Raw genomic sequence first — 12,506 nt, 5'->3', positions numbered from 1 at the left:
ATTAGAACTCCGTGATTTCGAAGGCGCCAGTTTCTTTTTCGTAATCTAGCAATTTGTCAGACAAGAGTTCGATATACTCGATATTGTACTCTGGGCGATTTTCTTCGACAAGTTGGCGAGCAGCGATACGGCCCTCAAGTTCTGAGCTGGCATCGATGTCTAGGTAAAGTGCGCGTGTTGTTTCACGACGTGGGCTACGTTCTTTTGTTTCTTGATAAAAAACTTTGTAAATCATATAGTTCCTTTCTATTTACAGGTCAGCTTATTCCAAACTTTTAGCATAGATTTGCTTGATTTCATTCCATTTTGTGTCTAGATTGACCTTGATTCGTTACAATTATTTCAATTATACCACAAAATGAAAAATTAGTAAAAGACGGAAACGAGAAAGTCGTGAGGGGAAGAGGGAGCAAAAGATAGATAGGATTCGTTCGGAGAGCGTTTAGGTGTTATAATTAAAGGGGGAATCTATGGAGATAGTAGATTTAAGGAAGAATACAGTTTTAGTTTCATTAATTGTTGGAGTAGATGGTTGGGACAGAATGATATCTTTGAAAAAAGAAAAAGCTCTTGAGAAATCTCAAGAGCAAATAAAAAGACTGAGACAAAACTCGGGGATTTTCCTGGAGCAGTCCAGGTGGCAGCACCTCTACCTGAAGCAAATGCATCGCAACCTTTGAATGACTTGTCACCAAATCAAACTCGATCTCAGCCTTTACTTAATTCTATCATCTATGAGGCTAAGAAGTCAATCTATAAGTATAACGATGTAGAAATAGCAAGATGGAGTGGAGTGCTTACTAAAAGGCAAGCACTTAATTTAAGAGTAAGCAAAAAGAGAGGACCAATGGTAGTCAGGGGTCTTTACAGCTCAAAGCTGAAGGCAGTCCCACACCCGTACCAGAAGTTGGTACCTTTGAACGCTCTGTTACCAGTCGCCCTACGTTATCCTCTCAATATTTATATTTTACTATAACTTACTGAGGGAATCAACCTTAAAAGCATCAAAAAGCTCCTGACCGAAGTCAAGAGCCATCTAACACTGGGGGCGAACTAATCAATCGCAATTCCAGTTCTTTAGAAACCAAAGTTTCAGGGATAGCACCGCAACCCGAAGAGTCAACGACTCAACCTGATTTTCCTACCAGTGTTGAATTACATTTTAACATTGATAGACCAACATAGTCAACAGTTTATATAAAAATAGGAATACCAAAAGTAGGATTAAGAATGTTTAGTTTGTTTGAATTTGCGATAGGGTTGGCCTCTTGGTGTTTATAGTCTTTGTAGCCTGTGTCTAAGGAGGAATGCTCTGTTTGTATATCTGGGACACCGCAAAAAAAATTCCTTTAGAAGCTTGCTTTTGTGACGCTCTATTCAATTTTTATCCTCCTTGTAACCTATGTAGTTTGGTTGGTATTTTACTTTGGATTAAATGCTTAGATTCCCTACTACTAGTAGGGAATTTTTGTTTGAAGATAAAGAAAATTCCCATGCGTTTGCTTTTGTAGTATAATAGTAAGCAGACAAAAAGATAGGAATGTGTTATGAAAGTATTAGCTTTTGATACGTCCAGCAAGGCTCTTTCTCTCGCTATTTTAGAGAACAAGCAGGTTCTTGCCGAGACGACTATTAATATTAAGAAGAATCACAGTATTACCCTCATGCCTGCCATCAATTTTTTGATGGAGAGTTTGGATTGGACACCCAAGGATTTAGACCGAATCGTGGTGGCGGAAGGACCAGGTAGCTACACAGGTTTGCGAATTGCGGTAGCAACTGCCAAGACCTTAGCTCACACTCTGAACATCGAGTTGGTTGGTATGTCGAGTCTCTTGGCTCTGGTGCCATACCAACAAGAAGGCTTGTTCGTCCCCTTGATGGATGCGCGTCGCAACAATGTTTACGCAGGATTTTATGAAAATGCCAAACCTGTCATGCCAGAAGCGCACCTATCTTTTGAAGAGGTATTAGAAAAAGTCAAGGGTGCTAGTCAGGTAACCTTTGTCGGAGAAGTTGCCCCCTTTGTGGAGCAGATTCAAGAGCATTTACCAAGGACTAATTTCAAAGAAACCTTGCCTAATGCAGCCAATCTTGCTCTTTTGGCCTGGGATAAGGAAGCAGACTCCTTGCATGATTTTGTACCGAATTACCTCAAACGAGTCGAGGCTGAGGAAAACTGGCTCAAAAACCACACCGAGTCTGGAGAATCTTACATTAAACGCCTATGATAGAAATCAAACGAATCCAACAGCAGTCTGACTTGGCTCAAGACATCTACGCTGTCATGGCAGCTGTTTACCCAGTCAGTCCTTGGACGCTGGAGCAAATCCAAGCAGACCTGGCTCAAGACCAGACTTGGTATGTTCTGGCTTATGATGAGGCAGAAGTGATTGGCTTTCTAGCCGTGCAGGAGAATCTTTTTGAAGCAGAAGTCCTGCAAATTGCTGTTAAAGGAGCCTATCAGGGTCAGGGTATTGCCTCGGCCTTGTTTGCTCAATTGCCGACAGACAAGGAGATTTTCCTAGAAGTCAGAAAGTCAAACCAACGAGCGCAAGCATTTTACAAGAAAGAAAAGATGGCAGTCATCGCTGAGCGAAAGGCCTACTACCATGATCCAGTCGAGGACGCCATCATCATGAAGAGAGAAATAGATGAAGGATAGATATATTTTAGCATTTGAGACATCCTGTGATGAGACCAGTGTCGCTGTACTGAAAAACGACGATGAGCTCTTGTCCAATGTCATTGCTAGTCAAATTGAGAGTCATAAACGTTTTGGGGGCGTAGTGCCAGAAGTAGCTAGTCGTCACCATGTAGAGGTCATTACAGCCTGTATTGAGGAAGCGCTAGCAGAAGCAGGGATTACGGAAGATGACGTGACAGCTGTTGCAGTTACCTATGGACCTGGCTTGGTCGGGGCCTTGCTAGTTGGTTTGTCAGCTGCCAAGGCCTTTGCTTGGGCACATGGACTTCCGCTGATTCCCGTTAACCACATGGCTGGCCACCTCATGGCAGCTCAAAGTGTAGAGTCTTTGGAGTTTCCCTTGCTAGCTCTCTTGGTCAGTGGCGGTCACACAGAGTTGGTCTATGTTTCTGAGGCTGGTGATTACAAGATTGTTGGGGAAACACGAGATGATGCGGTTGGTGAGGCTTATGATAAGGTTGGTCGCGTCATGGGCTTGACCTATCCAGCCGGTCGTGAGATTGACGAGTTGGCTCATCAGGGGCAGGATATTTACGATTTCCCACGTGCCATGATTAAGGAAGATAATCTGGAGTTCTCCTTCTCAGGTTTGAAATCTGCCTTTATTAACCTTCACCACAATGCCGAGCAAAAGGGAGAAAGCTTGTCAACAGAGGATTTGTGTGCGTCCTTCCAAGCTGCAGTCATGGATATTCTCATGGCAAAAACCAAGAAAGCCCTGGAGAAATATCCTGTTAAAACCCTAGTTGTGGCTGGTGGCGTGGCAGCCAATAAAGGTCTCAGAGAACGCCTAGCAGCCGAAATCACAGATGTCAAGGTTATCATCCCACCCCTACGCCTCTGCGGAGACAATGCAGGAATGATTGCCTATGCCAGCGTCAGCGAGTGGAACAAGGAGAACTTTGCAGGCTTAGACCTCAATGCCAAACCAAGCCTCGCTTTTGATACCATGGAATAAAATGGAGTCTGTCTGATTACAATCAGCAGACTTTTTTCTCTTTCCTGAATGTGTTATAATAGTCCATGCTGTGGCTGGAGCCTTTTCAGCCTACTTATACTCTTCGAAAATCTCTTCAAACCGCGTCAGCTTCTATCTGCAACCTCAAAACATGTTTTGAGCAACCTGCGGCTAGCTTCCTAGTTTGCTCTTTGATTTTCATTGAGTATTATTAAGACAATATGAGGAGAAAGATGAAAGAAAAAGGATTTTGGGAGGGGGCGCAGGCAGCCATGCCAACGGCCCTTGGTTATATCAGTATCGGACTGGCCTGTGGAATTATTGGTGCGCCTTATGTGACACCTGTTGAGATGGGTTTGATGAGCCTCTTTGTTTATGCTGGGAGTGCCCAGTTTGCCATGTTAGCCTTGATTGCAGTTCAGGCGCCTGTGGCAGCTATTGCTATGACGGTTTTTCTAATCAATTTACGTCTCTTTTTGCTGAGCTTGCATGCATCGACCTATTTCCGTCATACCAGTCTCTGGCAAAATATCGGTATGTCTAGTCTCTTGACAGATGAGACTTACGGCGTTTTGATGGGCGAATTGGCCCATACAGACAAGGTCAATCCGATGTGGATGCACGGAAACAATCTCAACAGTTATGTGGCTTGGTTTGTCGGGACAGTGGTTGGAACGGCTCTGGGTGGCTTGCTACCAAATCCAGAAATCTTTGGTTTGGACTTTGCTTTGGTTGGGATGTTCATCGGGATTTTTGCTTCGCAATTCCAGATTATGCAAAGACGGATTCCTGTCCGCAATCTGCTTATTATTCTAGCAGTTGTTGCGGTGTCCTTCTTTTTACTCTTGACAGTGGTGTCTCAGTCTCTAGCTGTTCTGTTTGCGACGCTACTTGGTTGTAGCATGGGGGTGGTTTTAGATGGTCAGTAAGTATCTTTTATTAGCAGTTATTTTCTCTGGCTTGGTGACGTGGATTCCCCGTATGATTCCCTTCATCTTGGTCAAGTATAAGGGCCTGCCTGCAATCGTTGAGCGCTTTTTGAAGTTCTTGCCTGTTTCTATTATCTTTGCCTTGATTCTGTCAAGCGTAGTGACAGGAAAAGTTGGGAGTTTGCCTCAAATCAAGTGGCTGGACTTCTTAGCAGTCTTTCCAACAGCTTGGGTAGCCTTTCGCTACCGCAATCTAGTTGGAACGGTTCTCTTTGGAGTGGTCTTGATTGCAGTATTGCGTTTGGTCTTTTAAATTGGCCATAAAGAAAACCTATCACAGAGATAAATATCATATAATGGCATAATTACTTTTTTTCTGATAAGATAATAAGGTATTCTATTTTGGAGGAAATGAAATGAAAAAAATCGTTAAATACTCATCTCTTGCTGCTCTAGGGCTTGTTGCTGCAGGTGTACTAGCAGCTTGCTCAGGTGGTGCTAAGAAAGAAGGAGAAGCAGCTAGCAAGAAAGAAATTATCGTTGCAACTAATGCTACACCAAAACCATTCAACTATGAAGAAAATGGCGAATTGACTGGTTACGAAATTGAAGTGGTTCGCGCTATCTTTAAAGACTCTGACAAGTATGATGTCAAGTTTGAGAAGACAGAGTGGTCAGGAGTCTTTGCAGGACTTGATGCCGACCGTTACAATATGGCTGTTAGCAACATCAGCTACACTAAAGAACGTGCTGAAAAATACCTTTATGCAGCTCCAACTGCTAAAAACCCTAACGTTCTTGTAGTGAAAAAAGATGACCCTAGCATCAAATCGCTTGATGATATCGGTGGAAAATCAACAGAAGTTGTTCAAGGGACAACTTCTGCTAAACAGCTAGAAGACTACAACAAACAACATTCAGATAATCCAACTGTCCTAAAGTATACTAAAGCAGACTTCCAACAAATCATGGGACGCTTGAGCGATGGCCAGTTTGACTACAAGATTTTTGATAAAATCGGTGTTGAAACAGTCATCAAGGACCAAGGTTTGGACAACTTGAAAGTGATCGAACTTCCAAGCGACCAACAACCTTATGTTTACCCACTTCTTGCTAAAGGTCAAGATGAGTTGAAAACATTTGTAGACAAACGTATCCAAGAACTCTACAAAGACGGAACTCTTGAAAAATTGTCTAAACAATTCTTTGGAGACACTTATCTACCAGCAGAAGCTGATATTAAATAATTTTTTGAAATCATCCATTCTGCATAAGGTGGATGATTTCTCAGTTTTTAGGGATATAGTTTTAAACTATATATCTGACTACATAATAACAATTTGTGAAATCAAACAAATTGTGAGATACTAGTACGGTATTATTTTTAAGGAGAAAGAATCATGAAAATTAAAAAATGGCTTGGTGTAGCAGCCCTTGCTACAGTCGCAGGTTTGGCTCTTGCAGCTTGCGGAAATTCAGAAAAGAAAGCAGACAATGCAACAACTATCAAAATCGCAACTGTTAACCGTAGCGGTTCTGAAGAAAAACGTTGGGACAAAATCCAAGAATTGGTTAAAAAAGACGGTATCACTTTGGAATTTACAGAGTTCACAGACTACTCACAACCAAATAAGGCAACTGCTGATGGCGAAGTAGACTTGAACGCTTTCCAACACTATAACTTCTTGAACAACTGGAACAAAGAAAACGGGAAAGACCTTGTAGCGATTGCAGATACTTACATCTCTCCAATCCGCCTTTACTCAGGTTTGAATGGAAGTGACAACAAGTACACTAAAGTAGAAGACATCCCAGCAAACGGAGAAATCGCTGTACCGAACGATGCTACAAACGAAAGCCGTGCGCTTTACTTGCTTCAATCAGCTGGCTTGATTAAATTGGATGTTTCTGGAACTGCTCTTGCAACAGTTGCTAACATCAAAGAAAATCCAAAGAACTTGAAAATCACTGAATTGGATGCTAGCCAAACAGCTCGTTCATTGTCATCAGTTGACGCTGCCGTTGTAAACAATACCTTCGTTACAGAAGCAAAATTGGACTACAAGAAAGCACTTTTCAAAGAACAAGCTGATGAAAACTCAAAACAATGGTACAACATCATCGTTGCGAAAAAAGATTGGGAAACATCACCTAAGGCTGATGCTATCAAGAAAGTCATCGCAGCTTACCACACAGATGAAGTGAAAAAAGTTATCGAAGAAACATCAGACGGTTTGGATCAACCAGTTTGGTAATAAGAAACAGGGAGGTGGGAGAGAGAATTCCACCTCTTGCTTTTGTATAGAGCATGGATTGTCAGGAAGAGTAGTTCATAGAAAGGTAGAGAGAATATGGTTTTTCCTAGCGAACAAGAACAGATTGAAAAATTTGAAAAGGATCATGTAGCCCAGCATTATTTTGAGGTTTTGCGTACCTTGATTTCTAAGAAATCAGTCTTTGCCCAGCAGGTTGGACTTAAGGAAGTCGCAAACTATCTGGGCGAGATTTTCAAGCGTGTTGGGGCTGAAGTGGAGATTGATGAGACTTATACGGCGCCCTTTGTCATGGCGCATTTCAAGAGTTCACGTCCAGATGCCAAGACCTTGATTTTCTATAACCACTATGACACTGTGCCAGCGGATGGGGATCAGGTCTGGACAGAGGATCCTTTTACGCTTTCGGTGCGTAATGGCTTCATGTATGGGCGTGGGGTTGACGACGACAAGGGTCATATCACAGCTCGTTTGAGTGCTTTGAGAAAATACATGCAGCACCATGATGACCTGCCTGTCAATATCAGTTTTATCATGGAAGGAGCGGAGGAATCGGCTTCAACAGACCTAGATAAGTATCTGGAAAAATATGCGGACAAACTCCGTGGCGCAGATTTGTTGGTCTGGGAACAAGGGACCAAGAATGCCTTGGAGCAGTTAGAAATTTCTGGTGGAAACAAGGGGATCGTGACCTTTGATGCCAAGGTAAAAAGTGCGGATGTGGATATCCACTCTAGTTATGGAGGAGTTGTGGAATCAGCTCCTTGGTACCTCCTTCAAGCCCTACAGTCCCTTCGTGCCGCAGATGGCCGTATCTTGGTTGAAGGTTTGTACGAAGAAGTACAAGAGCCGAATGAACGAGAATTAGCCTTGGTGGATGCCTATGCTCAACGAAATCCTGGGGAAATCAGCCAGATTTATGGCTTGGAATTGCCTCTCTTACAAGAGAACCGTGTAGCCTTTCTAAAACGTTTCTTTTTTGAGCCAGCTCTTAATATCGAAGGGATTCAGTCAGGTTATCAAGGGCAAGGAGTCAAAACGATTTTGCCAGCAGAAGCTAGTGCTAAGCTAGAGGTTCGTTTGGTTCCTGGCCTAGAACCGCATGATGTTCTGGAAAAAATTCGGAAACAGCTAGACAAAAATGGCTTTGATAAGGTAGAATTATACTATACCTTGGGAGAGATGAGCTATCGAAGCGATATGAGCGCGCCAGCCATTCTCAATGTAATCGAGTTGGCCAAGAAATTCTATCCACAGGGCGTTTCAGTCTTGCCGACAACAGCAGGGACAGGGCCTATGCATACGGTTTTTGATGCCCTAGAGGTACCAATGGTGGCCTTCGGTCTAGGAAATGCTAATAGTCGAGACCACGGTGGGGATGAAAATGTGCGAATCGCCGATTATTACACCCATATTGAATTAGTAGAGGAGCTGATTAGAAGCTATGAGTAGAGATATTATCAAGTTAGATCAGATCGATGTGACTTTTCACCAAAAGAAGAGAACCATCACAGCGGTCAAGGATGTGACCATTCACATCCAAGAAGGGGATATCTACGGAATCGTTGGATATTCTGGAGCAGGGAAATCAACCCTTGTACGGGTGATTAATCTCTTGCAAAAACCATCTGTAGGGAAAATTACCATTGACGACGATGTGATTTTTGATGGCAAGGTGACCTTGACGGCCGAGCAGTTGCGTCGTAAACGTCAAGATATCGGAATGATTTTCCAGCATTTTAACCTGATGAGTCAGAAGACTGCAGAGGAGAATGTAGCCTTTGCCCTTAAACATTCTGGACTCAGCAAGGAAGAAAAGAAGGCTAAAGTAGCTAAGTTGTTGGACTTGGTTGGCTTGGCAGACCGTGCTGAAAACTACCCTTCACAACTATCTGGAGGGCAAAAACAGCGTGTGGCCATTGCGCGTGCCTTGGCAAATGATCCAAAAATCTTGATTTCAGACGAGTCAACTTCTGCCCTTGACCCTAAGACAACCAAGCAGATTTTGGCCTTGTTGCAAGATTTGAACCAAAAATTAGGCTTAACTGTTGTCTTGATTACGCATGAAATGCAGATTGTCAAAGACATTGCTAACCGTGTGGCAGTTATGCAGGATGGGCATTTGATTGAGGAGGGTAGTGTTCTTGAAATCTTCTCAGACCCTAAACAATCTTTGACTCAAGACTTTATCTCAACAGCTACAGGTATTGACGAAGCCATGGTCAAAATCGAGAAGCAAGAAATCGTGCAACATCTGTCAGAAAACAGTCTCTTGGTGCAGCTCAAGTATGCGGGTGCTTCAACAGACGAGCCACTTTTGAATGAATTGTATAAGCATTATCAAGTAACGGCTAATATCCTCTATGGGAATATCGAAATCCTCGATGGTACTCCTGTTGGAGAATTGGTGGTGGTCTTGTCAGGTGAAAAAGCAGCGCTAGCAGGTGCCCAAGAAGCCATTCGTCAGGCTGGCGTGCAGCTAAAAGTATTGAAGGGAGGACAGTAAGATGGAATCATTGATTCAAACCTATTTGCCAAATGTCTATAAAATGGGCTGGGCTGGTCAAGCAGGCTGGGGGACAGCCATCTATCTAACCCTCTATATGACAGTTCTTTCTTTCATCATCGGAGGGTTCTTGGGGCTAGTGGCAGGTCTTTTCCTTGTTTTGACAGCGCCAGGTGGTGTCTTGGAAAATAAGGTCGTTTTCTGGATTTTAGATAAGATTACCTCTATTTTCCGTGCGGTACCATTTATCATTCTCTTGGCAGTCTTGTCACCCTTCTCCCATCTAATTGTAGGGACAAGCATTGGTCCAAATGCGGCTATCGTACCGCTATCTTTTGCAGTCTTTGCCTTCTTTGCCCGTCAAGTACAGGTGGTATTGGCTGAGCTAGATGGTGGTGTCATTGAGGCAGCTCAAGCTAGTGGAGCGACCTTCTGGGACATCGTAGGAGTTTACCTATCCGAAGGTCTTCCAGATTTGATCCGTGTGACGACTGTAACCTTGATTTCACTAGTCGGTGAAACAGCCATGGCGGGTGCGGTTGGAGCAGGTGGTATTGGTAACGTAGCCATTGCTTATGGATTTAACCGCTACAATCACGATGTGACCATCTTGGCAACCATCGTTATCATTTTGATTATCTTTGCAATCCAATTCTTGGGAGATTTCTTGACTAAGAAATTGAGCCATAAATAAAAAAGAGCTAGGCCATCTGTACATCAATTCATAGGAGTTGTCGTTATAGTCAAGACTTAAAATTCTCTGTACTAGCTGCTATCAACCGTTACTTTTAAGAGTAAGAGAGTTAAGAATTGTGGGGAGTCAATATGCAAAATCTGGGAGAAGTTTTTAAAGAATTGAGAAAGAGTCGGAATGTATCTCTACAGGAGGCGACGGGAGGAGAGTTTACTTATTCCATGCTAAGCAAATTTGAGCGTGGAGAAGCAGACTTATCATCTATGAAATTGATTGCTGCCTTAGATAATATCCACTCTGATTTGAATGAATTTATGTACTTGGTACGTGGTTTTTCTCAGAAAAAGATTTTGGCTTTTCAAGAAAATCTCTGGGAACTATATGATAGAGAAGGGATTGATTCTCTACACTCCTTGTATGAAGAGACGACTCAAAAGTATAGATTAAGTGGTGAAAAGAGCTATCTTTTACAAATGATTCGTATCAAAAGCCTTCTTGTGTTTTTTGCTTCAGAAATAAGGGCAACGGATGAAGAACTGACTTTTCTCTATGACTATTTTTTTACTATTGATATCTGGGGAAATTATGAATTAGAACTATTTTCAACTATTTCTACTTTGTTTCCTCTGCCCCTCTATTTTAAATATTCTAGGGAGATGTTACAAAAGACAGATTTATTAGGCTCTTTACCTAGTAACAAAGTTGGTATTGACACCATTTTAATTAATGGACTCTTTAAAGCGATAGAGGAAAAGGATAAATTAAAAGCAGACTATTTTGTTTTTCAGATTGAAAAACGAGAATTGCCAGAATCTCAAGCTTATCTTAAAATCATTTATATGATTGCTAAAGGGTATTATGATACTATTTTTAATGTAAAAAATAAGGGTCTTGAAAAAATCCAGAGAGGCATTGCAATCTTACAAGATTTAGAATATGTAGATGGTGCAAGATATTATGAAAACTATTTTGCAAATCAGCTCTCAAATGAAGATTTGTAATATATTCTCATTACATCGATTGACGAAAAATAAATAGGCTTGTAGGTGGATTGATAATTAGTAGTTTCTAGGCTCTAGAGTTTCTATTTGCAGAAAAAATATATTACAAAAAAGTGGGGAGTCCCGCTTTTTTTGTTAGACTGGTTTCAATGAAATACTCTTTGAAATGTGAGAAAGGCCTGTTATGAAACTGTTCTTAAACCACCATTTATTTAGGATACTTACCTTATCAAGGTTTTTGAGCTCAAGTGGAGCTTATATTTATAATCTGGTATTTATCGTTTATGCTGCGAGTCTACCCTTTAAAAATATAGCAGTATTTATGGCTAACATGATTACGATTTTACCTTTCCTATTTACTTTTTATGTTGGGATTAAGGCTGATCATACTCGGAATAAAGCAGGGACAATTATCTGGGTTGGTTGTGTGCAAAGTCTACTATTTCTTTTGATTGCTAGTGTGATTCATGACCAGAACTTCGTAACGTTTGCTTTTATCTGTATGGTTAATATCTGTTCGGATATTTTATCAGATTATACAGCAGGCCTTCGTATGCCGATTATCCAGCATAATATTTCGGAAGATAAGCTCTATGAAGCTTATTCCTTTACTCAGTTTGTTTCCTATTTATCAAATCTAGGAGGTCAAGCCTTAGGAGTGTGGTTACTCACAACAAGCCACCAAAATTTTTCTTTTGTTGCAATTGTGAATGCTGGCTTCTTTTTACTATCTTCTCTTATTTTGTTCAAAAATAGAAGAGAATTGACGTATTTGTCTGTAACGGTAGAGAATGAGTCGATTAGTTTACTTCAACAAGTTAAGGCAATCTATGCGGACATGGATGATATCTTTAGGCAGAGAGAAAGTAAATCATTGCTTAAAATAATCCTTGTCATTTTGGTAATGAATACTTTGGGAGGAGCTGTTGGAGGTATTTATCACTTTTACTTATTAGACCATACTATCTATCATCTCAGTTATGCTCAAGCCCTATTTTTAATTGAATGTGTTAGCTTGGGAGGAGCTATTCTTGGTAGCTTAACTCCCCATGATTATTTTGGGAAATGGTCTTTTTCAAGCTTGTTATCACTCAATGCAATTCTGTTTGTCTTGCTTGCTACTGCTAATATTTTAGATTTTTCTCCTCTAGTAGGTATTGCCTGCTTAGCCTTTGTCATGTATTTGATGTCGAAATCAATGCCTAAATTAGATGCTCTGTTATTGTCTAATTTGAGTGCGGATGTATTAGCTAGAAGTAATAATCTCTTGAGTATGATTTTTTCCCTAACATTACCCTTGGGGATATCTGTATTTTCCTTCTTAGCTTTACAAGATATCAGGCTTTGTTGGTGGGTGTTTTTGGTAGTGAGTGTGATAGGGTTGATTTTATCACTAGAAAAAAGAAGTTTTTCGGGTAAAAAATTTTAACCTAGGAAA

14 protein-coding genes and 1 pseudogene are annotated in these 12,506 nt (G+C 41.3%); 14 read left to right on the top strand and 1 reads right to left on the bottom strand.

The genetic code is table 11. The features are described 5' to 3' along the window. Nucleotide 1: 1 nt before the first annotated feature. Nucleotides 2–235 (bottom strand): DNA-dependent RNA polymerase subunit epsilon, encoded by a 234-nt coding sequence (locus JJN14_RS09485; protein WP_000639572.1) that lies wholly within the window; start codon nucleotides 233–235, stop codon nucleotides 2–4. Between the two features lie 235 nt (nucleotides 236–470). Between JJN14_RS09485 and JJN14_RS09480 the strand changes: the two genes are divergently transcribed. The 14 genes and pseudogenes from JJN14_RS09480 (at nucleotide 471) to JJN14_RS09420 (ending at nucleotide 12,497) form a co-directional block, all read left to right on the top strand. Beyond that, nucleotides 471–680, top strand: coding sequence for a hypothetical protein (locus tag JJN14_RS09480; RefSeq protein ID WP_201059162.1), 210 nt, complete (start codon nucleotides 471–473; stop codon nucleotides 678–680). Between the two features lie 550 nt (nucleotides 681–1,230). Beyond that, nucleotides 1,231–1,443, top strand: a pseudogene (locus tag JJN14_RS10330) (hypothetical protein). A gap of 104 nt (nucleotides 1,444–1,547) precedes the next feature. After that, the gene (tsaB, locus tag JJN14_RS09475; RefSeq protein ID WP_201058520.1) at nucleotides 1,548–2,231 is read left to right on the top strand and encodes a tRNA (adenosine(37)-N6)-threonylcarbamoyltransferase complex dimerization subunit type 1 TsaB; all 684 of its coding nucleotides are present in this window, start codon (nucleotides 1,548–1,550) and stop codon (nucleotides 2,229–2,231) included. Beyond that, entirely contained in the window at nucleotides 2,228–2,665 is a 438-nt protein-coding gene (gene rimI, locus JJN14_RS09470; protein ID WP_201058519.1) for a ribosomal protein S18-alanine N-acetyltransferase, read from the top strand. The genes tsaB and rimI overlap by 4 nt, the downstream gene beginning before the upstream one ends. After that, a complete protein-coding gene (tsaD, locus tag JJN14_RS09465) occupies nucleotides 2,655–3,665 on the top strand; it encodes a tRNA (adenosine(37)-N6)-threonylcarbamoyltransferase complex transferase subunit TsaD (RefSeq protein ID WP_201058518.1) in 1,011 nt (336 codons plus the stop codon). The genes rimI and tsaD overlap by 11 nt, the downstream gene beginning before the upstream one ends. 233 nt (nucleotides 3,666–3,898) lie before the next feature. Beyond that, nucleotides 3,899–4,594 (top strand): AzlC family ABC transporter permease, encoded by a 696-nt coding sequence (locus JJN14_RS09460; RefSeq protein ID WP_201058517.1) that lies wholly within the window; start codon nucleotides 3,899–3,901, stop codon nucleotides 4,592–4,594. Further along, nucleotides 4,584–4,907, top strand: a complete 324-nt coding sequence (locus tag JJN14_RS09455; RefSeq protein ID WP_000253936.1) for an AzlD domain-containing protein — start codon at nucleotides 4,584–4,586, stop codon at nucleotides 4,905–4,907. The genes JJN14_RS09460 and JJN14_RS09455 overlap by 11 nt, the downstream gene beginning before the upstream one ends. 103 nt (nucleotides 4,908–5,010) lie before the next feature. Further along, the gene (locus JJN14_RS09450; protein WP_004254995.1) at nucleotides 5,011–5,841 is read left to right on the top strand and encodes an amino acid ABC transporter substrate-binding protein; all 831 of its coding nucleotides are present in this window, start codon (nucleotides 5,011–5,013) and stop codon (nucleotides 5,839–5,841) included. 153 nt (nucleotides 5,842–5,994) lie between these two features. Continuing rightward, nucleotides 5,995–6,849, top strand: coding sequence for a MetQ/NlpA family ABC transporter substrate-binding protein (locus JJN14_RS09445; protein ID WP_042751775.1), 855 nt, complete (start codon nucleotides 5,995–5,997; stop codon nucleotides 6,847–6,849). A 96-nt stretch (nucleotides 6,850–6,945) separates the two neighbouring features. Next, on the top strand, nucleotides 6,946–8,319 hold the full coding sequence (locus JJN14_RS09440; RefSeq protein WP_201058516.1) for a M20 family metallopeptidase: 1,374 nt from the start codon (nucleotides 6,946–6,948) through the stop codon (nucleotides 8,317–8,319). Continuing rightward, a complete protein-coding gene (locus JJN14_RS09435; RefSeq protein ID WP_201058515.1) occupies nucleotides 8,312–9,373 on the top strand; it encodes a methionine ABC transporter ATP-binding protein in 1,062 nt (353 codons plus the stop codon). The genes JJN14_RS09440 and JJN14_RS09435 overlap by 8 nt, the downstream gene beginning before the upstream one ends. Nucleotide 9,374: 1 nt before the next feature. Beyond that, nucleotides 9,375–10,067, top strand: coding sequence for a methionine ABC transporter permease (locus JJN14_RS09430; protein ID WP_125386326.1), 693 nt, complete (start codon nucleotides 9,375–9,377; stop codon nucleotides 10,065–10,067). Between the two features lie 221 nt (nucleotides 10,068–10,288). Then, nucleotides 10,289–11,068: an Rgg/GadR/MutR family transcriptional regulator gene (locus JJN14_RS09425; protein WP_236253693.1), complete on the top strand. Its 780-nt coding sequence runs from the start codon at nucleotides 10,289–10,291 to the stop codon at nucleotides 11,066–11,068. A gap of 184 nt (nucleotides 11,069–11,252) precedes the next feature. Further along, a complete protein-coding gene (locus JJN14_RS09420; protein WP_201058514.1) occupies nucleotides 11,253–12,497 on the top strand; it encodes a transporter in 1,245 nt (414 codons plus the stop codon). Nucleotides 12,498–12,506 lie beyond the last annotated feature (9 nt).

Origin of the sequence: Streptococcus mitis (assembly GCF_016658865.1) — a bacterium.
GTDB classification, from domain to species: domain Bacteria; phylum Bacillota; class Bacilli; order Lactobacillales; family Streptococcaceae; genus Streptococcus; species Streptococcus mitis_BT.
This window is presented reverse-complemented; position numbering and strand designations above follow the sequence as displayed.

What these genes read in the sequence shown, in the direction of transcription:
- JJN14_RS09485 (WP_000639572.1), bottom strand. Translation starts at nt 235, where the DNA reads ATGATTTACAAAGTTTTTTATCAAGAAACAAAAGAACGTAGCCCACGT.
- JJN14_RS09480 (WP_201059162.1), top strand. Translation starts at nt 471, where the DNA reads ATGGAGATAGTAGATTTAAGGAAGAATACAGTTTTAGTTTCATTAATT.
- tsaB (WP_201058520.1), top strand. Translation starts at nt 1,548, where the DNA reads ATGAAAGTATTAGCTTTTGATACGTCCAGCAAGGCTCTTTCTCTCGCT.
- rimI (WP_201058519.1), top strand. Translation starts at nt 2,228, where the DNA reads ATGATAGAAATCAAACGAATCCAACAGCAGTCTGACTTGGCTCAAGAC.
- tsaD (WP_201058518.1), top strand. Translation starts at nt 2,655, where the DNA reads ATGAAGGATAGATATATTTTAGCATTTGAGACATCCTGTGATGAGACC.
- JJN14_RS09460 (WP_201058517.1), top strand. Translation starts at nt 3,899, where the DNA reads ATGAAAGAAAAAGGATTTTGGGAGGGGGCGCAGGCAGCCATGCCAACG.
- JJN14_RS09455 (WP_000253936.1), top strand. Translation starts at nt 4,584, where the DNA reads ATGGTCAGTAAGTATCTTTTATTAGCAGTTATTTTCTCTGGCTTGGTG.
- JJN14_RS09450 (WP_004254995.1), top strand. Translation starts at nt 5,011, where the DNA reads ATGAAAAAAATCGTTAAATACTCATCTCTTGCTGCTCTAGGGCTTGTT.
- JJN14_RS09445 (WP_042751775.1), top strand. Translation starts at nt 5,995, where the DNA reads ATGAAAATTAAAAAATGGCTTGGTGTAGCAGCCCTTGCTACAGTCGCA.
- JJN14_RS09440 (WP_201058516.1), top strand. Translation starts at nt 6,946, where the DNA reads ATGGTTTTTCCTAGCGAACAAGAACAGATTGAAAAATTTGAAAAGGAT.
- JJN14_RS09435 (WP_201058515.1), top strand. Translation starts at nt 8,312, where the DNA reads ATGAGTAGAGATATTATCAAGTTAGATCAGATCGATGTGACTTTTCAC.
- JJN14_RS09430 (WP_125386326.1), top strand. Translation starts at nt 9,375, where the DNA reads ATGGAATCATTGATTCAAACCTATTTGCCAAATGTCTATAAAATGGGC.
- JJN14_RS09425 (WP_236253693.1), top strand. Translation starts at nt 10,289, where the DNA reads ATGCTAAGCAAATTTGAGCGTGGAGAAGCAGACTTATCATCTATGAAA.
- JJN14_RS09420 (WP_201058514.1), top strand. Translation starts at nt 11,253, where the DNA reads ATGAAACTGTTCTTAAACCACCATTTATTTAGGATACTTACCTTATCA.